Origin of the sequence: Anaerocolumna xylanovorans DSM 12503 (assembly GCF_900143645.1) — a bacterium.
GTDB lineage: Bacteria > Bacillota > Clostridia > Lachnospirales > Lachnospiraceae > Anaerocolumna > Anaerocolumna xylanovorans.
Window position 1 is genome coordinate 73752 of the sequence record NZ_FRFD01000014.1, and the last position, 20620, is coordinate 94371.

At 41.6% G+C, this 20620-nt stretch carries 17 protein-coding genes and 1 riboswitch; of the genes, 4 read left to right on the forward strand and 13 right to left on the reverse strand.

The window, feature by feature from the left end; all coding sequences use genetic code 11:
- Nucleotides 1–102: 102 nt before the first annotated feature.
- On the forward strand, nt 103–1665 hold the full coding sequence (locus BUF11_RS20985) for a putative polysaccharide biosynthesis protein (protein WP_073590838.1): 1563 nt from the start codon (nt 103–105) through the stop codon (nt 1663–1665).
- Here BUF11_RS20985 and BUF11_RS20990 read toward each other — a convergent pair.
- The 3 genes from BUF11_RS20990 to BUF11_RS21000 all read right to left on the reverse strand — a co-directional run bounded on the left by BUF11_RS20990 (nt 1658) and on the right by BUF11_RS21000 (nt 7135).
- Nucleotides 1658–3169: a sensor domain-containing diguanylate cyclase gene (locus tag BUF11_RS20990; protein ID WP_073590839.1), complete on the reverse strand. Its 1512-nt coding sequence runs from the start codon at nt 3167–3169 to the stop codon at nt 1658–1660. The genes BUF11_RS20985 and BUF11_RS20990 overlap by 8 nt on opposite strands.
- Nucleotides 3170–3267: 98 nt before the next feature.
- Nucleotides 3268–3357: riboswitch (cyclic di-GMP riboswitch) on the reverse strand.
- A 213-nt stretch (nt 3358–3570) separates the two neighbouring features.
- Nucleotides 3571–5322 carry an ABC transporter ATP-binding protein gene (locus BUF11_RS20995; RefSeq protein ID WP_073590840.1) on the reverse strand — a complete coding sequence of 584 codons (1752 nt, stop codon included), beginning with the start codon at nt 5320–5322 and terminating at the stop codon, nt 3571–3573.
- Complete coding sequence (locus BUF11_RS21000) at nt 5315–7135, reverse strand: ABC transporter ATP-binding protein (protein ID WP_073590841.1); 1821 nt, start codon at nt 7133–7135, stop codon at nt 5315–5317. Before BUF11_RS21000 ends, BUF11_RS20995 begins: the two co-directional genes overlap by 8 nt.
- A 145-nt stretch (nt 7136–7280) precedes the next feature.
- Here BUF11_RS21000 and BUF11_RS21005 point away from each other — a divergent pair, with 145 nt between their 5' ends.
- A complete protein-coding gene (locus tag BUF11_RS21005) occupies nt 7281–8267 on the forward strand; it encodes a helix-turn-helix domain-containing protein (RefSeq protein WP_073590842.1) in 987 nt (328 codons plus the stop codon).
- 58 nt (nt 8268–8325) lie between these two features.
- On the forward strand, nt 8326–8694 hold the full coding sequence (locus tag BUF11_RS21010) for a metal-dependent transcriptional regulator (RefSeq protein ID WP_073590843.1): 369 nt from the start codon (nt 8326–8328) through the stop codon (nt 8692–8694).
- A gap of 66 nt (nt 8695–8760) precedes the next feature.
- Here BUF11_RS21010 and BUF11_RS21015 read toward each other — a convergent pair whose 3' ends face one another.
- The 10 genes from BUF11_RS21015 to BUF11_RS21060 form a co-directional block, all read right to left on the reverse strand.
- A complete protein-coding gene (locus BUF11_RS21015) occupies nt 8761–10509 on the reverse strand; it encodes an ABC transporter ATP-binding protein (protein WP_073590844.1) in 1749 nt (582 codons plus the stop codon).
- Nucleotides 10509–12305, reverse strand: a complete 1797-nt coding sequence (locus BUF11_RS21020) for an ABC transporter ATP-binding protein (RefSeq protein ID WP_073590845.1) — start codon at nt 12303–12305, stop codon at nt 10509–10511. Before BUF11_RS21020 ends, BUF11_RS21015 begins: the two co-directional genes overlap by 1 nt.
- 130 nt (nt 12306–12435) lie before the next feature.
- Nucleotides 12436–13404 (reverse strand): helix-turn-helix domain-containing protein, encoded by a 969-nt coding sequence (locus BUF11_RS21025; RefSeq protein WP_073590846.1) that lies wholly within the window; start codon nt 13402–13404, stop codon nt 12436–12438.
- A gap of 111 nt (nt 13405–13515) precedes the next feature.
- Nucleotides 13516–14901 (reverse strand): ABC transporter ATP-binding protein, encoded by a 1386-nt coding sequence (locus BUF11_RS21030; protein ID WP_073590847.1) that lies wholly within the window; start codon nt 14899–14901, stop codon nt 13516–13518.
- An 11-nt stretch (nt 14902–14912) separates the two neighbouring features.
- Nucleotides 14913–15593: an energy-coupling factor transporter transmembrane component T gene (locus BUF11_RS21035; protein ID WP_073590848.1), complete on the reverse strand. Its 681-nt coding sequence runs from the start codon at nt 15591–15593 to the stop codon at nt 14913–14915.
- Nucleotide 15594: 1 nt separating this feature from the next.
- A complete protein-coding gene (locus tag BUF11_RS21040) occupies nt 15595–16200 on the reverse strand; it encodes an MptD family putative ECF transporter S component (RefSeq protein ID WP_073590849.1) in 606 nt (201 codons plus the stop codon).
- A gap of 113 nt (nt 16201–16313) precedes the next feature.
- The gene (locus tag BUF11_RS21045) at nt 16314–16586 is read right to left on the reverse strand and encodes a hypothetical protein (protein ID WP_073590850.1); all 273 of its coding nucleotides are present in this window, start codon (nt 16584–16586) and stop codon (nt 16314–16316) included.
- 45 nt (nt 16587–16631) lie between these two features.
- Nucleotides 16632–18029, reverse strand: a complete 1398-nt coding sequence (locus tag BUF11_RS21050) for an ABC transporter ATP-binding protein (RefSeq protein ID WP_073590851.1) — start codon at nt 18027–18029, stop codon at nt 16632–16634.
- Entirely contained in the window at nt 18026–18730 is a 705-nt protein-coding gene (locus tag BUF11_RS21055; protein ID WP_073590852.1) for an energy-coupling factor transporter transmembrane component T, read from the reverse strand. The genes BUF11_RS21050 and BUF11_RS21055 overlap by 4 nt, the downstream gene beginning before the upstream one ends.
- Complete coding sequence (locus BUF11_RS21060) at nt 18727–19338, reverse strand: MptD family putative ECF transporter S component (RefSeq protein ID WP_073590853.1); 612 nt, start codon at nt 19336–19338, stop codon at nt 18727–18729. The genes BUF11_RS21055 and BUF11_RS21060 overlap by 4 nt, the downstream gene beginning before the upstream one ends.
- A 227-nt stretch (nt 19339–19565) precedes the next feature.
- On the opposite strand from BUF11_RS21060, the gene BUF11_RS21065 reads away from it, so the two are divergent.
- Entirely contained in the window at nt 19566–20525 is a 960-nt protein-coding gene (locus tag BUF11_RS21065) for a helix-turn-helix transcriptional regulator (RefSeq protein WP_073590854.1), read from the forward strand.
- The last annotated feature ends 95 nt before the right edge of the window (nt 20526–20620 follow it).

Here is a 20620-nt window from a genome sequence, read left to right on the forward strand (position 1 = left end):
TATAAAAGTCAATATACTTTACCCTCTATTTTCTATTCTTTCTCCTTGCCGCCCTGAATATATTAATATGAATCAAAAGACTTCTAAAGGTTTGTGTAATCTATGTCGAAAAGCAAAAGTAACTTGATTAAAGGTACCATTATCCTAACCTTAGCCGGATTTTTAACCCGCATAGTCGGGTTCTTCTACCGCATTTTTTTATCCAACGCAATGGGTGCTGAGGCCCTTGGTGTATATCAGCTTGTATTTCCTATTTACAGTATATGTTTTACCATATTTGCTTCCGGCATACAGACTGCTATTTCTACTTTGGTAGCCAATGAGTTGGGAAAACAGCGTTATACGGGAATTATGAAGGTATTAAGAAACGGAGGGATCATATCCTTTTCTCTGGCACTTCTTCTCTCTTTCTTTACCTATCATTATTCCACCTTCCTCGCCGTACATATATTAAGGGAGCCGGCCACAGCCTCCTCCCTTAGAATTCTTGCCATATGCTTTCCCTTCTGCGGAATCACATCCTGCATAAACGGTTATTATTACGGGCTTAAAAAAGCCGGAATCCCTGCGACCACACAACTCTTAGAACAAATCATAAGAGTACTTGCCGTATACTTTATCGCTGCTTCTGCCGGCGGCGGCAACTTAAAGGTAACTTGCGACCTTGCCGTTCTTGGTATTGTATTCGGAGAAATAGCCTCACAGCTGTATAACGTAGGCTCCATGTTTTTAACTAAAACTTCCCGAAATATCAGACACTTATCCTCATCCTATGCAGCACTCAATACCTCCGGTTCCAGTCCTATGAATACCAAAGGCGACGGCTTAACCAGAGGCCTTATAAAGATGAGTATCCCTTTAACAGCTAATCGTCTGTTAATCAGTATTCTCCACAGCGTCGAAGCTATTTTGATCCCCGCTATGCTGAAAAAATATGGCTTAAGCAGCGAAGAAGCCCTAAGTATATTTGGTGTTTTAAGCGGTATGTCCCTGCCTTTTATATTATTTCCTTCCGCTATCACCAATTCTCTCTCCGTACTTTTGCTTCCTACTATCTCCGAAGCCCAGTCTGCCGGTCAAGACAGCCTGATAAAGCGGACTTCTGCCATCACTATAAAATACAGCCTGCTTATTGGTATCTTAAGCACCGGAATCTTTATAAGCTTTGGCAATGAACTGGGGAATCTGGTATATCACAACAGCCTGTCAGGAAGCTTTCTTATTATATTGGCATGGCTGTGCCCTTTTCTTTATATAACCACAACTCTTAACAGCATTATCAATGGCCTTGGGCTTGTTCACCTTACCTTTGTCGGTACTGTACTTGGGCTTATAATACGGATAGTTATCATAATTGCCCTCGTTCCTATGCAAGGAATAAATGGCTACCTGATAAGCCTTTTAGTAAGCCAGCTTATTATGACAGTCTTTGGAGCATACCTGGTTGTCAAGTACATCCATCCACCCTTTCAGGCAGCTGAAGTTATTGCAAAGCCCGGCATTATCGTTGCTTTATGCAGCTTCATGATCCACCGGTTCTATTTACATCTGCCTGCCGCCAGTCAAAGTCTGAAATCAGTATTACTTTTATGTGTTCTGCTTCTTTGCTCCAGTATGCTGCTTATGTATTTGACTAAAACTATAAGTTCTGAAGATTTTAAGTAAAAAGCTTAAAACTGCCCTTCCCCTCATCCTTTACGGAATAAAGAGCCTTATCCGCACAATTAATCAATTCCGTATAAGTAGTACCGTCTTCGGGATATAAAGAAATCCCGATACTGCCTGATACATATACTTCTTGCTCATCAATTGCATAGGCAGTGTCCAGGGCTTCCCGAAGAAGGTTGGCTTTATTAATAATACATTCCATGTTCTCCACATTCTGGGAGAATACAATAAATTCATCACCGCCGACGCGTCCGATGACCTCTTTAGGAAATATCCGTTTGATTTTGTCCATTATAAACACAAGGATATTATCACCGGCCAGATGCCCGTAGTTGTCATTCACATGTTTGAAATCATCAATATCTATCATCATTAATATATGTTTGGAGTTATTATTGCGTCTTAAATAATCGTCTATAATTTCTTTTGTAGTAACTTTATTATAAACACCCGTCAACAGGTCTCTTTTTGCCTTATATTCAAGCTTTTGCAATTCCTTTTTATGTAGATCAATATTTACCACTTTGCCGATAACGCTGACAGCATCCTTGTACTCATCATAGATAGTCTTTCCTCTGATATGGCACCATACAAATTCATTGTTTATATTTTTAATACGAAACTCTGCTTCAATCATTCCCTTTCCGCTACAGAGCGTTCTTGCAAAGAGTTTAAGGTCCTGATAATCTTCCGGATGGACCATGGATTTCTTATATGTATCCACCGCTGTAAAATTCTCAATTACAGGATTGCGTCCATAAACTTCCTTATACTTATCTGCAAAAATCATAATATCCCTCTCAACTTTGTATTCAAAAAGTATATCATTTGATATTTCTGCAGCAATCCGGTACCTTTCTTCCTCCAGCGTAAGCTTGTCCTGCATATCCTTTAGACTGGTCACATCCAATAAAACAGCCGACAGAGATTTTTCTCCATCTTTGTCAAGAGCAAAATTACCATTCAGCAGAATATTTATAACCTCTCCGCTGCGGGTAACCATGCGCAATTCAATCTGTATATAAGTGCCATTGGAAAATTCCTTCTTTAGACTTCGTATCTTCTCTTTATCCTCCTCATAAACAAATCTTAGGAAACAATTATCATATTCCAATTCAATTTCATTCTGTCCATAACCTATAATCTCATAGAATTTGGGGTTGGCATAGGTAATCTGATATCCTGACCCCAGTAAAAAATTGAAAAATCCTGCATGAACGCTTTTTGTTATATGTGCCAGCTCCGTTGTGGCTTTCTTCACCTGATTATTACAAAGGATGCTGCTGATAAAGCTTATTATCAACGACAGCAGGAAAAGCAAAAAAAGAAATACCACGCCACTCTTCCTGGTTGCCTCATATAACATTTCATTATCTTTTACTGCAAAATTTATCAAGAGTAAAATACTTGCCAATACTGCGAGTCCAAGAGAAATCCCAATGGTATTATTCAACCGCGGGATTCCCTTTTTAAGAATATTGTCTGTATTATTCTCCTTCATTTATCATCACCCTTCCAGATTAGTACAACAGCCCCCTAAACTACATGCAAAAAAAGCCCGTGCATATACATCGAGCTTAGCCTGCCGTATATCCTATTTCGTGCAACTGGCTGCCATATCTGTCTTAATACAGATTTAGACCCTAAGCTTTGCGTCCTCATCTTTCAATGAGTTTGCCAATATAGGTCTATTTTACTATATCATACTGCTATTTGCAAATTAAATCACATACCAAAATATTACATAATTCATCTTTTATCAGTGTCTGCTAATGTTTAGGGCTTCAGGAACTGTATTGACAAAACTTGATTTGTTCCTATTGCATAAAAAAGCCCCCGTTAATAAACGAGAGCCATAAGTAATAATATTTAGGTTTAGGTTAATGTCAGTTACATAGTCAGTTATACACTCCATCCCAGGCTGTCCTGCTGCATCCGGTAAAGCCGCTCATACAGTCCTTTCTTCTGCATTAATTCAGTGTGGTTTCCTTCCTCTGTGAGCTTTCCTTCTTCTAAAACGATGATTTTATCTGCACCTTCCACCGTTCGAAGCCTGTGTGCGATTACAATAACGGTCTTTCCCCGAATAAGCTTTGATATAGCCTGCTGAATCAGAACTTCATTTTCCGGGTCAAGAGATGCCGTTGCTTCATCCAGCAGGACAATGGGAGCATTTTTTAGCAAAGCACGGGCTATGGATATACGCTGCCTTTCTCCTCCCGAAAGGGTATATCCGTTCTCCCCCAGCATGGTATTATAACCCTCCGGTAATTTTGAAACAAATTCATCACAGCATGTGGCCTTTGCAGCCATCCTGACTTCCTTTTCCGAAGCATTCATATTTCCGATCCGGATGTTGTTATATACGGTATCATTAAATAGAATGACATCCTGAAAAACAAAAGACATATATCCCATCAGGTGCTCCGGATCCAGGGTTTTTATATCGATGCCGCCGATTTTAATGCATCCGCTGTTAACATCCCAGAATCTCGCTATGAGCTTTGAAACCGTACTTTTCCCGCAGCCCGAGGGTCCCACCAGTGCCGTAATGGCATTTGCAGGTATGGTCAGGGATAAATTCTTTATAACCGTATTTTCTTCCTGGCTTTGGTTATTATACGAAAAGGATACATTATCAAGCTGGATATTCCAGTCTTTCAGATGCTTCCCTGCATCCCCCTCCATTACGGAGGCATTCATCAGTATCCTCATACGCTTTGTAGCCGTCCGATGGTAGAACAGCTCCGGAAGCAGTGTAAGCTCAACGATAAGCGGACCATATATTTTTACTACAATTACAAAAAACATCAATAGGGGGATAAATTCAATTTTTCCCTTCGTCAGCAGGTAAGTCCCTGCGAATACGGTAATTCCTATTCCTGCCTGTAAAACCATCTGTGCGCCGGTAATAAAAATACCTGTACCCAGCTCCATCTGTATAGCCATCTTTTTTAGGAGGAGCAATGCCCTGTTAAGGGAAGAAAATTTGGCTCCGTCAAGCCCGCAGGATTTAATGACCTTAATTCCTTCCAGATATTCCTGTATCTGACCGGAGGCGTTTAATTTAGCCTCTATCTGCTTTTCGCTAAGACGTGTCTGGACCTTTTTGCTGCCCCAAATGATGCAGACCGAAACAGGGACCGTACAGAACATGGAAAGAGCCATCCTCCAGTCATATAACGCTGTCAGTATGCAGATGAACAGAATGGAGACGGCATTTGCAAACAACTGGGGAACAATATGACTTAGGACATGCTCTGTGGTTGCACAGTCTGCCATAATATTAGTTGTAAGCTCCGATAAGTCCCTGGTATTAAAAAAGCTCATAGGAAGCTTTCTTATCTGCTCTGCTACGCTTAATCGGGAATTTTCTGCTTCCAGATAGGAGGTAACATAGGTTTTCTTATACTCATACTTGCTGGCTAAGAAAACCACTATGGCTGCTGCAATCCCCCCTCCCCATAACATCCACAGGGCCGGGAGGTCAACGGCTTCACCGGTTAAGGGCTTTAATAACTGTGCGAAAATCTGTATGGTAATAATAAATGGCAGCATAAGTGCCAGATTCGACAAAGTGCAGGCTCCAATTGCTTTTTTTAAGTCAGCGTAACCTTTGTCCGTAAGCATCAGAAAACTTTTAAGCCTATGCATAGGTTTCCTCCTTTCTGTCCATCTTCCAGGAAAGTGTTTTGGTATACATGTTCCACATGTCATGATATTTTCCCTGTGCGTCCATTAGCTCATCATGGGTTCCCTGCTCTATAAGCATACCGTTATCCATCACAATAATCTTTCCGGCACTTCGTATTGTGGAAAGCCGGTGGGCAATCATAATAACCGTTTTTCCCTTCATAAGCCTTTCAAAGGCTTTCTGTATCAGGTGCTCATTTTCCGGGTCGGAAAATGCAGTCGCTTCATCCAGAACTATGATGGGCGCATCCTTTATAATTGCTCTTGCAATTGCGATACGCTGCCTTTCTCCTCCGGACAGATGTATCCCCTGGCTTCCGATAACTGTTTGATACTTTTCCGGCAGCTTTTCCACAAATTCATGGCACTGTGCGGCCTTTGCGGCTTCTATGACCTGTTCATCCGTCGCATTCAGATTCCCCATGCGGATATTTTCCATGACACTTAGCTTAAAAAGAAACACATCCTGAAAAACAAAAGAAACCTTCTCCATCAGATAATCACTTGCCAAGTCCCGGACATCTCTTCCCCCGATTTGGATGCTTCCCTCTGCCACATCAAAAAAACGGGGAATAAGACTTGCAATGGTAGTTTTTCCTCCGCCGGAGGGTCCGACAATGGCTGTAACCTGTCCCTGCTCTGCCTGAAAAGATACATCTGAAAGTGCCATTGTCTCCTGGTCTGTATAGGCAAAACTTACGTGCTTAAATTCAATATCATAACTTTTTATCCGTCCTCCCTGCTCCGGCTGGGGCAGCGGCGGCTGCGAAAGCACCTTATCCATTCTCTCCACACCTCCCATTATCTGCATGCCATTGGTGGTTACATACATGATTTTGGTCAGAATTGCCGCTATGGAGGGAACAAAGACCAGGTAAAAAATAAAGGTTCCCGCATAGGAGGTATAATCCTTTGTCCTCTGACTTAAAAGAATACCCACCGGCACCAAAAAGAGATAAACGTTATTTACTACGGTAATAAAGGCCGACATGGTATTCTCCCAGCTAAGAGTATATGGGATTACCATCTTTGTGTAATTCTTTATCGCATCATGCATCCTATGTAAAGAATATACCGTCTGTCCGAATGCCTTCACAACCGTAATGCCTCTGATGTATTCCACGGACGCATTATTCATATCCTCCAGGGCATCCTGATACTTTCCCATCATTCTTCTGGCTCCTTCGTTACTGTATCCCTTTATCTGTATATACAGCGCCAGTATAATACCTGCTATGGAAGCAAATCCCATACGCCAGTCGATTGCCAGAAGGATAATCAGCATAACAACCGGTGCCACAAGGGACGCCACAATATCCGGAAGCTGATGGGCAATAAATCCTTCTATTTTTTCTATATTCTCATCCATAATCTTACGCAGTTTCCCGCTGCCTGCAAGCACATGAAACCCAAGGGGGACCCTGGCAAGATGGGAAGCGAAGTTGACCTTTAGCTCATAGAGCGTACCAAAGGCTGCCAGATGGGAACACATTAATGCGGCAAAATAGATGAGGATGTTAAGCAAAATTCCTCCAATCGCAAGCCATCCGAGGCCTATAATACGCTGTACACTCATGGCAGAAAAATCCGGATACACCCCCACCAGCTCCAAAATAATATAATAAATTGCAATATAGGGAATAAAGCTGCATATTGCCGCCAGGGAAGACAGACACACAGAAGCTATGACCAATGTCTTTTTGGTGGCAGCCAGCTCAAGCAGCCTTGACATTCCAGTCTTTGATGCCACGGCCTTTTGTTGCTTCTTTTTCATGATAACTCCTTTCTACTCTTGGATTTTCTCCGGTTACATGATATAATCAAGTAGTTAGTTCTATCTAACCCATATATCTTATATTTCCAGAATTCAAAAAGCAATCTCTTTCCGTCAATTGTGAACGCAAGACGAAAATATATGAATGCAAGAAGAAAAGAGGTGCCATTTTATCAGTACAATATTAAATGAGTTGATTCTTCCTCCTATTTTTCAGCTTGATATGCAATTAGAGAAAGCCTTCCCTTATAAAAGCTGCGGTACTACATATTCCTTATTACCGGAGGCAGGTAAAGGATATTATTGGGTATACGGATATTCCGACCAGTTCGCAGTAGTTGTGTATAATATGTCTTTTAAAAAAACTATCACATCCGTATATGAACATCCCGCCTTCTACTCCATTGGAAGCTATGATAACACTACTGCCAGACTCGTTTCCTGTCAGATGAATACTTCCGCCCGCACGCTCCTTGGCTATTCCAGACCCAAAGAAATCTGGAAAGAAGTTCTTTACAAAGGGTATACAGGAAAAGGGGTCAGCATCTCCCTCTTAGAACCCTATGCAAGGAAGATGGCCGGTTTCTTTGATATCAGCATACAGGAGCTGGCACAGCGCTGTTTTTGCCTGGACGGGACGGCGAGAATTCCGGAGGCCGATATTATTTTAAAGCAATTGGAATCCTACACACCTACCGAGCGGTATGCTCATCATTATTATGAAAGCAAGTTAGTTGAACTTCTTACCGTCCTCTGCCAGCAATATGAATCAGCACCTCTCTTCCTGCCCAAAAAAGTCCTTCCGAAAAATGAAGCAGAGAATCTAAGCCGGGTCACTGACTACATTAATGCTCATTATACGGCTCCGGTTGATCTTGATGTGCTTTCTTCCACCGCATATATGGGCCGGACAAAGCTTTCTTTAGCTTTTAAACAGATGTATGGCATTACGATTACCCAATATGTCAGACAGCTGCGTGTTGAACACGCAAAATCACTTCTGAAAAACAAAGAGCTGTCCCTTGGAGAAATCGCCGCACAGGTAGGCTACCAGACTCAGGGAAGTTTTACCGACCTGTTTAAGGAAGCCACTGGCTTAACTCCTCGGGAATACCGTCATTTATTCTATTGATAAATTATCTCAACTAGGATAAAATGAAAGTAACTTTATAAAGTGGAGGTAATTCTATATGCAGATAAAAGAATCCGCAGAAAACTATTTAGAAATGATACTTATCCTGAAAGAACAAATCGGCCGGGTACGTTCTATCGATATTGCAAATGAATTAGGCTTCACAAAACCAAGTGTCAGTGTTGCAATGAAAAAGTTACGGGAAGGCGGATATATCCATGTAGACGAAAACGGATATATAACTCTAGAAGAAAAAGGCTATGAAATAGCCTCTCAAATATATGACCGTCACCAAACTCTTACCAATCTGCTGGTATCTGCAGGCGTCAGCAAGGATACCGCTGCCAAGGATGCCTGTAAGATTGAACATGTTATCAGCAGCGAAAGTTACCAGTGCATCAAACGTTATTTTCTGCAAAATAAATGATAGTCCTTATTAAACAGGGGATGCCGCAAAATCCTTCGGCATCCCCTGTTTTACTAAAATATTATGCTAGACTATTCTCCACCCCTCTGCCTTTTCTCTAATGGATATAAATTTCCGATAAAGTCCCTCACTTCCTACAAGTTCTTCGTGTCTGCCCTGCTGGGTTATTCTGCCTTCCTCCAAAACCAGAATCTGATCGGCTTCTTCAATAGTAGCCAATCTATGTGCAATGATTATAATCGTTTTATTACGCGTTAATTCACCGATTGCAGTTTGAATCTGGGCCTCATTTTCCGGATCAATGCTCGCCGTTGCTTCATCCAGGATAATAACCGGGGCATCTTTTAATATAGCTCTGGCTATGGAAACCCTCTGCTTTTCCCCTCCTGAAAGAGAAGCTCCTCCTTCTCCTATCACGGTATCATAACCATCCGGAAGTGCCAGGATGAAATCATGACATCTCGCTTTCTTCGCAGCTTCTACAATCTCTTCCATGGAAGCATCTTCCTTCCCAAACCTGATGTTGTTTGTAATTGTATCACGAAAGAGATACACGTTTTGGAACACCATTGAAATATTCTGTAACAGACTGTCACAGGTAAATTCTCTGACATCGTGTCCTCCCACCTTAACAGCTCCTGCATCCACATCATAAAACCTTGCAACCAGACTGCAGATTGTACTCTTCCCGCTTCCGGACGGCCCTATAACCGCTGTCGTTGTTTTCTCCGGTATCCGGAACGTAATATCATGAAGTATCTCCCGGTCCCCATAACCAAAGGAAACCTTATCAAAGACTATATCATAGCTGTTTAGATTGATTTCTTTTCCATCCTTGTCTAAAAACGGGGCCTTTTCCATATCCTCTAATTTATCTAATACTTCATCGATAACAGAAAGGATATGGGCAGCATCATTAATAGACTCTGCACCTCCAAAAATAGTAAAGGAGAAGAAGCATATCATCAAAAACATGGGCCCTCCCATTATTCCCTGCAATGCTTCCCATGCAGCTATAGTAACAAGTGCCACAGACGCACTTTTTAAGGAGAAAAGATGCAGGCAGTTCCATGGAACAAACCCATATTCATTTTTAATACAGATATTTTTACTATCCTTTGCTGCCTTCTTAAAATAGTTTATGGAAGCTCCTTCCTGCCCGAAAGATTTCACTACTGCCAATCCCCTTATATATTCGATGGAAGCTCCTGACAAATCCTCATTGGCTTTATGGATAACCGGTGCTGTTTCGGCACTCTGTTTTCCAATACCATGAAGCGCAAAAGCAGAAAGGATTACCCCTGCCATACATACTGCAGCCGCAGGGAAGGAAACAAAGGCCACAAAACAAATAATTGCTGCCACCTGCAGGTATCCGTTTACAACGGCATCAATCATCTTCATACCCTGCAGTTCCAAGGTCGACAGCTCCGTGGTAACAGCCGCCAGAATGTCTCCGGTTTTCTTTTCCGAAAAATATCCAAGGGAAACCCTTTTTAAGGTATCTCCTATTTGAATCCGCTGCTTTGCTGCCACTTCATATCCGATACTTTCCTGAAGTTTGTTTTTCCAATAGGTAAACAGAAACCGTAAGAAAATTGCAAGCACCATTCCTGCTATACTGTACCCAACATATGCTCTGCCTAAAATAGCCTCCCCTTTACTGTCTTCTATCATTTTCTCCAATAACCATGCGGCAAGCATAATTGGTGCAGCTGTACACCAGGAAGAAAGAAAAGAGCAGATGTATCCCAGATAAAGGCGCTTATTGTATTCTTTGGTCCAGCCTGTAATTCGTCCGATTGTATGAAACATTAACAGTCCTCCTTTTGCTTAGCTGTGCCGTAAGTTTTTTTGTCCATCGACTTCACAGCCCATTTTCTGGCTCCAATATGGGATTCCCACATATTTTTATAAAGCTCACATTTGGTTAATAATTCTTTCTGCGCTCCTGAATCTATAATTTTTCCGTCTGATAAAACCACAATCTGGTCCGCATTTTGAATAGTACTTAATCTATGTGCAATCACAAGCAGCGTCTTTCCCTTGGTTAAGGATAATATCGCCTCCTGGATTTTGGCTTCATTTTCCGGATCTGTAAAGGCAGTTGCCTCATCCAAAATTACAATCGGCGTATTTTTTAATATCATTCTTGCAATTGCAATCCGCTGCTTCTCCCCGCCTGAAAGCTGCTTTCCGGCCTCTCCGGCCGGTGTATCAAATCCTTTCTCAAGCCTGGTTATAAATTCCTCGCACTGTGCTGCTCTTGCTGCTGCTAGCACCTCTTCCTCTGCTGCTTCCGGCCTACCCATTCCAATATTTTCTTTTATAGAACAGTCAAAGAGGAAATTATCCTGTGTAACAAAGCTGACCAGATCTGACAGCTGTGAAAGCGGCAAATCCTTGATATCTTCTCCGCCAATCTCAATACTTCCGCCCGTTACATCCCAGAACCTTGCTATCAGCCTTGCTATTGTAGATTTCCCCCCGCCGGATGGTCCAACCAGCGCAGTAAAGCTTCCTTCCGGCAATGACATGGATATGTCCTTTAACACCATATCTTCTTTATTGCCAGTATAGGAAAAAGAAACATGTTTTAGTTCCACTCCATACCGGTTAATCTTTAGCCTCTGCTTTTTTTCTGTCAGTTCTTCCATATGAAGAATTTCATTAGCATCCTTTACCCCATACTCCATGGATTTACATTCATTGATAAACTGAACTGCCTTCATCAGCGGACCAACGATTCCCATTGCAAGTATCAGACAAAACGCAACCTCTTCTATAGCCAGCTTTCCGCTTATGTATAATGCCACACCTGCCGGAAGGGTTCCAAGAAAAGTACTCGGCAAAATAGACAAGGTCAGATTCATGGATTTCCAGGTACTTTGAAACCACGCTAATGTAAATTTTTGAAAAGACACTACTGCATCTGTAAATTTCGCATAAGATTTAGTCGTCTGGTTAAAAGTTTTTACAACTTCAATCCCCTCCACATATTCAACAATTACACTGTTTACATGGTCATTGGCCTTCATATAAGCCGCATATTGCCTGTTAAAGGTTTTCATCCCAATTGCCATCGGTATGGCTGCAGCCGGTATTGTTGCCATGGAAGCCAGTCCCATTCTCCAATCCACAGAAAACAGCGTAATAATAACTACTACCGGCAGCAGCAGATTTGAACTAAGCTCCGGAATCATGTGTGCCAGAGGCGGCTCAATGCTTTCTATTCTGTCTACGATCGTATTCTTTAAGTTTCCAATGGATTTGGCTTGTACTGCCCCAAGGGGTGCATGCATCAGTTTATCTGCTGTTTTAAGCCTTAGCCCCTCTAAAATCGTGTAAGCCGAGATATGTGACAGAACTGTTGAAATTCCATAAAAAAGGACTTTCAGGATATATCCCAGAAGGCATACTCCGCTCCACATAAGAATATTATCAAAACTTTTTTCTTCCGACAAAAAGCTTTTGATAATCTGATACACTCCCAGATATGGCAGGAATCCCCCTGCAACGCTGATGACAGCAAACAAAACGGACGCTGTCATTTTTCCTCTGCATGGCTTTGCAAAAGAAAGCAGTATTTTCAGCCAGTTTTCTTTTTTCATTTTATGATTTTCCTCCTATGACAAATAGTTCCTCTTCCTGATTTCCTGTAAGATAAAAAAATGGATTGCCAGTGTTACCTGACCACCCATATTTTATCGTGTTTTCCTGTGCAATTCCGCTCTCTAAAGACTATATCATACCATTTAGACCAAAGGTATTCCGGTATTCCAACGGGGATTTTCCCATTACTGCTTTAAATGCAACTGCAAATTTGCTTGGACTGTCATAACCAAGGCAGCCGGCAATTTCAGTCACAGTCATATCTTTTTGATTCTTAAGCATAACAGCAGCCCTGTTCATACGGTATACCCTCATATAGGTATTAATCGGACTTCCGTATACATTCTTAAAGCAGTTTTTCATGGGAGTGAGCGGTATATCAAAGCGTTCTGAGAGTTCTTCCTGAGTAAAGTGCTTTTCCGCATTTTCCGTCATCAGTTTTTGCATGGCTTTTATCTTCTCTACCTGGCTCTTATAAAAATACGGCTTCTCCTCCTGGTTTTGAGGCAGTTCCAATGCATCCAGATAGAGTAATAATTCAAATATTTTTATCTTGAAATAAGGGAGCCGGATTTTCACCGGAACCATATATAATTCACTGAAGATATGTTCGATGGAAGGTGCGTTGTGAATTATCATAGGATGTTCTCCGCCGCAGTATTTCTTTTGCAGAAAAGCAAGGTTTACAGGGAAATCCTTCATTTCTTTTGGCAGCGCTTCGGCAGCCAGATCCATATCAAACGTAATCATAAGCCCATGGTAATGGGATAACGGGAATTCAAAATGCCCCTGATGTGAAATCCTCCGATCCAGCTTTAAATCACCTGCTTCCACGTAGGAATATGTCCCCTGGCCGGAAAGATATTCAAGCCTTCCCTCCCTGCAATGGTCAATACAGAGCAGATTGCGGTTAGTAACAAAGGTGGAATCACAAAACCCCATATGATAATCATTATAGGAAATCGAAACGCCGGGAAACACCTGATACATTGTCATAATACCTTCACCGGATTCATTTTTCATCTGATAGATACAGCATTCTTCCGTTTCCATCAGAGGAACCAGCTGTGACTCTCCCAAAATTATATTTGACTGCATTCTAACTCCGCCTTTCTATGTTAATCCCCATGCATTTCGCAAGCTCGCTTGTGATACTGCCCAAATAGAAATTTGAAAAATGCAATGCATTTTTCAATCTATCCTCTTTAGTTACTTTATCTCCAATACCCTGTCACAGGCACACTGCATAAATTCCCTGTCATGTGTCACAACAAGTATAATATGGTTTGCATCAGCTAACTGTCTGATAACCTCCGATACTGCTCTCATATTGACATAATCCAGGCCGCTGGTCGGTTCATCAAAAATCAGGATTTTTTTTCCTGACAATATAGCAGTTGCTATAGCAAGACGCTGCTTCTGACCGCCGGAAAGCGCCATAGGGTGCTGTTCCAAAAAAGGAAGAAGCCCTAACTTCTCAAGTACACATCTTATCTGCTCCTCTGTATGCTCTCTGCCGGCCATTTTGCATTCTTCCAATACACTGTCTGAAAAAAGCTGATGGTTCACATCCTGCATGACCAGAAAACTCTGCTTTCTTCTTGACCTTGCAGACATTTCTTTCCCTTCCAAAAAGACCTTTCCGTCCCTTTCCCGTACTAATCCGCACAGGCAGCGGATTAGAGTAGTTTTTCCAATCCCATTATAACCGGTAATGGCAAGAATTTCTCCGGGAATGGCAGAGAATGAGAGCTTCCCAAAAACCGGGGGAGCTTTTTTATACCCGCAGGAAAGCTCTTCTGCAGACAGTCCATCCCGTCTCCCGCCAGGAAGAGCTTGGGGAAGAGTCACTTCCGCCTGTTGGATGCTTCTAAGACCCATGGATATCCGTGCGTCATCTGTCAGTTTATGAAACTCTTCTTTGGAAAACACACAGAGAATCTTCCCATTCTTTAGATAGAAAGCCCGGTCAATACAATCATATAAAAAATAAAGCCTGTGCTCTGCAACAATTACCGTATGTCCTTCCCTTTTCAATATACCGATTTGCTTCCTTAACCTTTCAATCGCCTGGGTATCCAGATTCGCAGTAGGTTCATCCAATACATAAACAGCCGGATTCATTGCATACACGGAGGCAAATGCAAGGGTTTGCTTTTCTCCCCCCGAAAGGCTGAAAATATTTCTTCCAAGGAGCTTCTTAAGCTGAAGTTTTTCTATTGTATCCTTTAACCGCTTTTTCATTTCTTCCGGCGGCATACCTTCATTTTCCATTCCGAATGACAGCTCGCTGTCCGTATCCAGATTAAAGAACTGGCTCTTTGGATTCTGAAACACAGAGCCCACTGATTTTGCCAGTTCATACAATTCCGTACCTGCCACATGCCTCCCCGACAGAAATACCTTCCCTTCCAGATTGTGTTTTTCACAAAAATGCGGTATCAGCCCATTAATCAGCTTTGTTACAGTCGTTTTCCCGCATCCTGACTCTCCGCAAAGCAGGATGCATTCTCCCTGCTTTATGTCAAGATTAATATTCTTTAATATTTTTTCCTTGTTTTCATAGCCAAAGGATATATTTTCAATAGATACCATAACCTTACTCCTTATTTTATCACAAAAGCTCCTGCCGTGAAAAGCAGCCCGATAAATCCGTATAAATAATCCGGCAAACGGAATTTTATTTCTGTAACACTTGTCTTCCTGATCGGATTCTCAATCCCCCTGGTCACTGCTGCAGCGGACAATTCTTCCGCTGTTGCAGTTGCCGATATCATGAGGGGAACAATAATTGCTTCTAATTTATCCGCACTCCTTATGTTCCTAAGCTTTATTGCATCTCTAATATAATGCACTTCCTCTTTTATAGCCGGAAAATACCGTATCGTCACGGATATGGGAATAATCAAATTTTGAGGAATACGCATTTTTCTCATTGCCAGAATAAACTGCCGTAAGGATATTACTTTTATCATGAAAGCACCTGCCATAAGACACGGAAACATCCTTCTTGAATAGTTAACCAGAAGGGTAAAGGCCGTAGTTATTGCCTTAGGCGCAGCCGGAAGCAAAAAGTATTGCAGCAGTAAAATGAATCCATAGGTAAAAATCCACTTAACAGCCATTCTATACTGTCCCATAAACAACATGATACACCCTAAAAAGCATATCCAGCCAACCTCTATCCATATGCTGCTCTGAAAAAAAGTAATCAAGTTTGCAAATATCAGCAGCATAAGGCAGGTTCGTGGATCCAGCACCTTAATTACAGATTCTTTTTCTTTCATGTTATACAATTCCCGCCTTTATGAAATGCTTCTGGAACATCTTTTTGCTGATTAACGATCCTGCGATTGCCCCGATAACCGGTGCAAGGAATAATACCAGCAGCATAGCAGGTGAGGAGAGTTTTTCCAGGGTAGTTATGTATTCTGCCGGCATTCCCTGCTCACTGATTTGTGATATGAATTTATCATGCATAAGCCAGATTGGCAGGGGAGAACCGGTCATTCCAAGCGAAAAACAGATAAAGGCAAGAAGATTTCCTTTAAAAGTGCTATAGCCGCTTAATGAACGAACTGCTTCACCCAGAATACAGCTGGCAGCAAAAGTTACTAGTATCACAACTGTGAACATGCCTGTAACAAAGTAAATCAAACCTGTTATAGTTCCCATTAAAATAACAGCTCCCATCTTTTGAACCTTTGAACACATAAGCATAAATGGAATTCCTGTAAGCAATGCGATAAATCCGGGCATGAGTATCCACATCATGGGATGCAGTCCGCCCATAAGCATAAAAATAAAATTGATAACAAAGTAAATTGCGGAAAAAATACCAATTGTAATGAGATCCTTTCCTTTTAAACTTCCCTTACCTGATGATTGAGCCATTTCTAATTCCTCCTACCGATTAGTTTAAACTAACTATTGTTGAAAATAAAAACGCCGTAAAAGCGTTCCCATTTTCAAATAGTAATAAAAGAAGTAAGAAATATCTGTCCCGATTAGACTTTTCTGTCCCATTCAGACATGGTTATTTTATGTTTCCAGGTATATACAGTCTTATGTGAATTTCTTGAATTCAGTTCCTTACTGCTGGTGTCCATGACCGGCATATTCGTTACATTTTCTAAGCGGTCAAGCTCTTTGCGCCATCCCCCATCTGCTTCATTTTCGCATATACCGCACCCTCTTTTCTTCCACGGAAAAAGCACGCATGACTGCAATTCCACGAATATATTCCAAGCATAGAAATGAACCAGTATGTCTTGACACACACTGGTTCATCTCCGAATTATATCCATTTTCTGTGCTTTCTGAATTTATGCCTCCAATTGCAGTATTCTGGTACATGCTTCTGCCATCAATTCAGCGTCGTGGGTAACGACAAAGATTATTTTACCCATTTTAGCAAGCCTCTTCATAAGTCCTGCAACAGACAGCATACTCTCATAATCCAGTCCGCTTGTCGGCTCATCAAATATCAGAATTTCTTTCTTACATATCATACTGACCGCTACCGCAACCCTCTGCTTTTGTCCTCCTGAGAGCGTATTCGGATGCCGGCTGCGGTATTCTGACAATCCCAGCTCCTGCATTGTCTTAGCCGCCAGTTCATAATCCGGATTTTGGATACCAAAGCTGCATTCATGTTCCACACTGTCCGCAAAAAGCTGGTAATTCACATCCTGCATTACCATATAGGAATGGGACAGCCTGGCTTTTTCTTTTAATGCAGTATTATTCCAGAGTATTTTTCCTGCCAGAGGCTTTAACAGTCCGCAAAGCGTTCTTGAAAAAGTTGATTTTCCAACTCCGTTATGTCCGGTTACTGCAATGATATCTCCTGTAAATGCCTTAAAATCAAGCTTGGATAAAACTACTTTTTTCCCATATCCAATAGCCAGGTCTTGAAATTCCAGCATTTCTTCCTTTTTTCCGCTGCTTTTTCCGTCAATACGCAATAATCCCTTATCCTTTTTATGTTCCATAGAGCGTAGCCCCATATGCTTCCGGTCTTCCATCGCTATCTTAAAAAATTCTTCTCCTGTCCATGTATGCTTTAATTCTCCTTTTTCAAGGTAAAAAATACGGTCTGCAAGCCCTCTTAGGTAATAGATACGATGCTCTGCAATGATAACTGTTTTCCCCTGCTGCTTTAACAGCGCTATATGCTTTCGCAAATCATCAATTGCATCTTCATCCAGGTTAGAAGACGGTTCATCCAGCAGGTATATATCCGGATTCATGGCATAAACGGAAGCAAATGCAATTTTTTGTTTTTCTCCTCCTGACAGCGAAAAGATGCTTCGTCCAAGAAGCTTCTCTATTCCAAGCTCCTCTGCTGTCTGATTAACTCTCTGCTGCATTTGCGTCTGCGGTACTCCATTGTTTTCCATCCCAAAGGCAATTTCTCCGTCAGTATCCATATTGAAAAACTGTGTCTTTGGATTCTGAAATACAGAACCTGCTTTTTCTGCTATCCGGTAAATCGGTTCTTCCGAAACTTCCCTGCCATCTATCCAAACTTCCCCGCTTAACTTTCCGGGAAAGAAAGCAGGAATCAGCCCATTGATTAACCTCGTAACAGTAGTTTTTCCACAGCCGCTGCGTCCTGTAAGAAGAATACACTCTCCTTTTTTTACCGTAAAATTCAAATCACGCAGTTTTCCCTCTCCTGAGCCTTCATATGCAAAGGATACCTGTTTAAATTCAATCATAACAAGCCTCTCCTTATCAACAATCCTATAATGAAATAAATCAGGATAAAGCAAACTGCCAATACATCCTTTACAGAAAAATTTATTTTTGTCAGGCAGGTTCTCGGATTTGGATTCTCAATCCCACGGGTTACCGATGCAATCGATAATTCATCTGCCGTATTCGAAGCTGCCATCATCATGGGAACATAGAGACATTCTGCGGTCATAACCGGGTGCATAATTGTCCCTTTTAACGAAGGAGAAACATCCCGCATTTTCATGGCATCTGTTATAGAGTTCCAGTCTTCCTTTACAACCGGCAGATAGCGCATCATAACGGCAAAGGGAATGACAAAGCTGTCGGGCATATGTATTTTGTAGAGTGCTGCCATAAATTCGCCCGTTTTTGTAGTTGCTATCATAATTCCCGCCATAAAACCACAGGGATACACTTTATTTACAAGTCCAAAGAACGCTATGAAAATAGCCTGCCATATTCCTGTCAAATGATAGATGCTAAGCTTTGTAGCAAGAAATATCAAACAGTAAGCAATCAGTCCAAAAAAAGTATAACGGTATTGCCCTGACAGCAGACCGAAAACTGCTGCCAGAATAACCAAAAACAATTCATAGGTAAGAGAGGGTGCAAACATCGTACACAGCACACACATGAAGAGCAGAACCAGCTTTGTACGCGGATCAAAACGGATTGCACTCATGCTGTGATTCCCGCCTTCTCAAATTGTTTCTTTAAAAGCTTAAGCCCGATTATGGCACTAAAGGCTGCAACTAAGATTGTTCCTCCCAAAATCACCGCCAGCATCCAATTCTGTGCTGCCGAATTCATGGTATCAATATAGCTTTTTGCTGTTCCCCCGTTCAGCATGTACTGGCTCCATGCTTTTTTATCCGCAAAGTAGCAGATATAAGTCCCTGTTGCACCAAGACTGATACAGATATAGGCAAGAACATTAAAAACCTTGCTCTTATAATTTTTACTTCCGGCAATAAGGTCTCCTGCAATCCCGCCGATAATATAACCAAGATCCATCGCCCAGTGCATTCCTGTTGCAAACCAGATGACGCCGCACAGGATACCCACAATTGCAATGGGACCTCTTTTGGGCACTTTTGCAATCAAGAGCATCAATACCGGACCGCCTAAAAGAGCCGAACCTAATGGCATATAGAAAGTAAGAACAGGATTTGGTGCAAAAACAATACCTCCTACTAGCATTGTAACAAAAAACAGTGCCGTAAAAATCCCGGTTGTGACAAGATCTTTTACCGTAAGACCTTTCCTGTTATAATATGACTGGCTCCTCATAAGATTATCCTCCTTGTGTTATGCACTACGATTGACGTTATTGCAATAACATGTTATTATTTAGTTAGTCGTTTCTAACTCCCATAACAAGATAGCATAATCAAATTGCTGTTTCAATATCACCCTCTCACTTTCGGCTAATCGTGATGGTAATACGTCCGATTGAGGTACACAAAATAATAAAATTTATAGCAAATCATAGTTTACTATTCAGGAAAGAGGTTAACATGAAAGATAGCCTGAATGAATTTTACAGCTCCCTGCTCACAGAGCGTGGATTTCTCCCGGTACCTTCCGGATCCAAATTCAGCACTTTGGGGCAAACCTTTGCTTTGTCTTCTGAAACCGGCAATGGCTACTACTGGGTTTATACGGAAAAAGATTTATTTGATATTAAGATACATGATTTTTATTTCCATGAAGACTATATATTTGAATGTAATATGCCGGAATGCTTAAGTGTTACTTATTACTATTCCATTTCCGGGCACGAATTAAATCCCTACCGGCGTATTAACGCAAACTGCGTCAAAAGCTATCTTGGCGGATATACTCCCTATAAAGCAATGATACATAAAAAAATACCGGTTAAATCCGTGGGCATCGAAATCCTGCCGGAATACTATAATAATTATTTAAAAGAAAAATATCCTGCAGAATATATCAGCCCTTATAAAGCCTTTTGTGCAATCGATGAAACTTCCAGCTTTCCTGAAATGACATTTCTCTTAAACCAGGTCTGGGATTACCGGGGCAGCGGTATCAGTGCCAAACTCTTCTACGAAGCCAAGGTTGCTGAAGCAGTTTCTCTTGTGGTTGAGCGTTTTCACAAGCTGTCTTCTTCGCCAAAGCATCTCTCCAAGAAGGACCTGGAACAGCTTCATAATGTTACCGCCTATATCAACGACCACGCAGCTTTTCCTTTACCTTTAGACCAACTGGCTAAGATTGCCTGTATGGGAATAACAAAGCTAAAGCAAACCTTTAAACAGGTAAACGGCTGCACTATTACAGAATACATCCAGCAGCAGCGCATGGAGCAGGCTGAGTTTTTGCTATCCCATACGGATTTAAGCATCTCCCAGATTTCCCAGACGGTGGGGTATTCTAATGCAAGCCGTTTTGCAGAGCTATTTCAGAGAAATGTAGGCATCCTGCCCGGAGAGTACCGGAAAATTATGAATTAACGGCTTGCAGATGTGGCACTGCCATGCCTTCCTTCGTACACCTCAAGTTTGTGCCGAGGATTTCGCAGGCACAAACTTGTGCGAAATGTTTTTTG

What these genes read in the sequence shown, in the direction of transcription:
- BUF11_RS21055 (WP_073590852.1), bottom strand. Translation starts at nt 18,730, where the DNA reads ATGAGTGCAATCCGTTTTGATCCGCGTACAAAGCTGGTTCTGCTCTTC.
- BUF11_RS21015 (WP_073590844.1), bottom strand. Translation starts at nt 10,509, where the DNA reads ATGTTTCATACAATCGGACGAATTACAGGCTGGACCAAAGAATACAAT.
- BUF11_RS21000 (WP_073590841.1), bottom strand. Translation starts at nt 7,135, where the DNA reads ATGAAAAAGAAGCAACAAAAGGCCGTGGCATCAAAGACTGGAATGTCA.
- BUF11_RS21035 (WP_073590848.1), bottom strand. Translation starts at nt 15,593, where the DNA reads ATGAAAGAAAAAGAATCTGTAATTAAGGTGCTGGATCCACGAACCTGC.
- BUF11_RS21050 (WP_073590851.1), bottom strand. Translation starts at nt 18,029, where the DNA reads ATGATTGAATTTAAACAGGTATCCTTTGCATATGAAGGCTCAGGAGAG.
- BUF11_RS20995 (WP_073590840.1), bottom strand. Translation starts at nt 5,322, where the DNA reads ATGCATAGGCTTAAAAGTTTTCTGATGCTTACGGACAAAGGTTACGCT.
- BUF11_RS21025 (WP_073590846.1), bottom strand. Translation starts at nt 13,404, where the DNA reads ATGCAGTCAAATATAATTTTGGGAGAGTCACAGCTGGTTCCTCTGATG.
- BUF11_RS21030 (WP_073590847.1), bottom strand. Translation starts at nt 14,901, where the DNA reads ATGGTATCTATTGAAAATATATCCTTTGGCTATGAAAACAAGGAAAAA.
- BUF11_RS20985 (WP_073590838.1), top strand. Translation starts at nt 103, where the DNA reads ATGTCGAAAAGCAAAAGTAACTTGATTAAAGGTACCATTATCCTAACC.
- BUF11_RS21040 (WP_073590849.1), bottom strand. Translation starts at nt 16,200, where the DNA reads ATGGCTCAATCATCAGGTAAGGGAAGTTTAAAAGGAAAGGATCTCATT.
- BUF11_RS21060 (WP_073590853.1), bottom strand. Translation starts at nt 19,338, where the DNA reads ATGAGGAGCCAGTCATATTATAACAGGAAAGGTCTTACGGTAAAAGAT.
- BUF11_RS21065 (WP_073590854.1), top strand. Translation starts at nt 19,566, where the DNA reads ATGAAAGATAGCCTGAATGAATTTTACAGCTCCCTGCTCACAGAGCGT.
- BUF11_RS21005 (WP_073590842.1), top strand. Translation starts at nt 7,281, where the DNA reads ATGCAAGAAGAAAAGAGGTGCCATTTTATCAGTACAATATTAAATGAG.
- BUF11_RS21020 (WP_073590845.1), bottom strand. Translation starts at nt 12,305, where the DNA reads ATGAAAAAAGAAAACTGGCTGAAAATACTGCTTTCTTTTGCAAAGCCA.
- BUF11_RS21010 (WP_073590843.1), top strand. Translation starts at nt 8,326, where the DNA reads ATGCAGATAAAAGAATCCGCAGAAAACTATTTAGAAATGATACTTATC.
- BUF11_RS20990 (WP_073590839.1), bottom strand. Translation starts at nt 3,169, where the DNA reads ATGAAGGAGAATAATACAGACAATATTCTTAAAAAGGGAATCCCGCGG.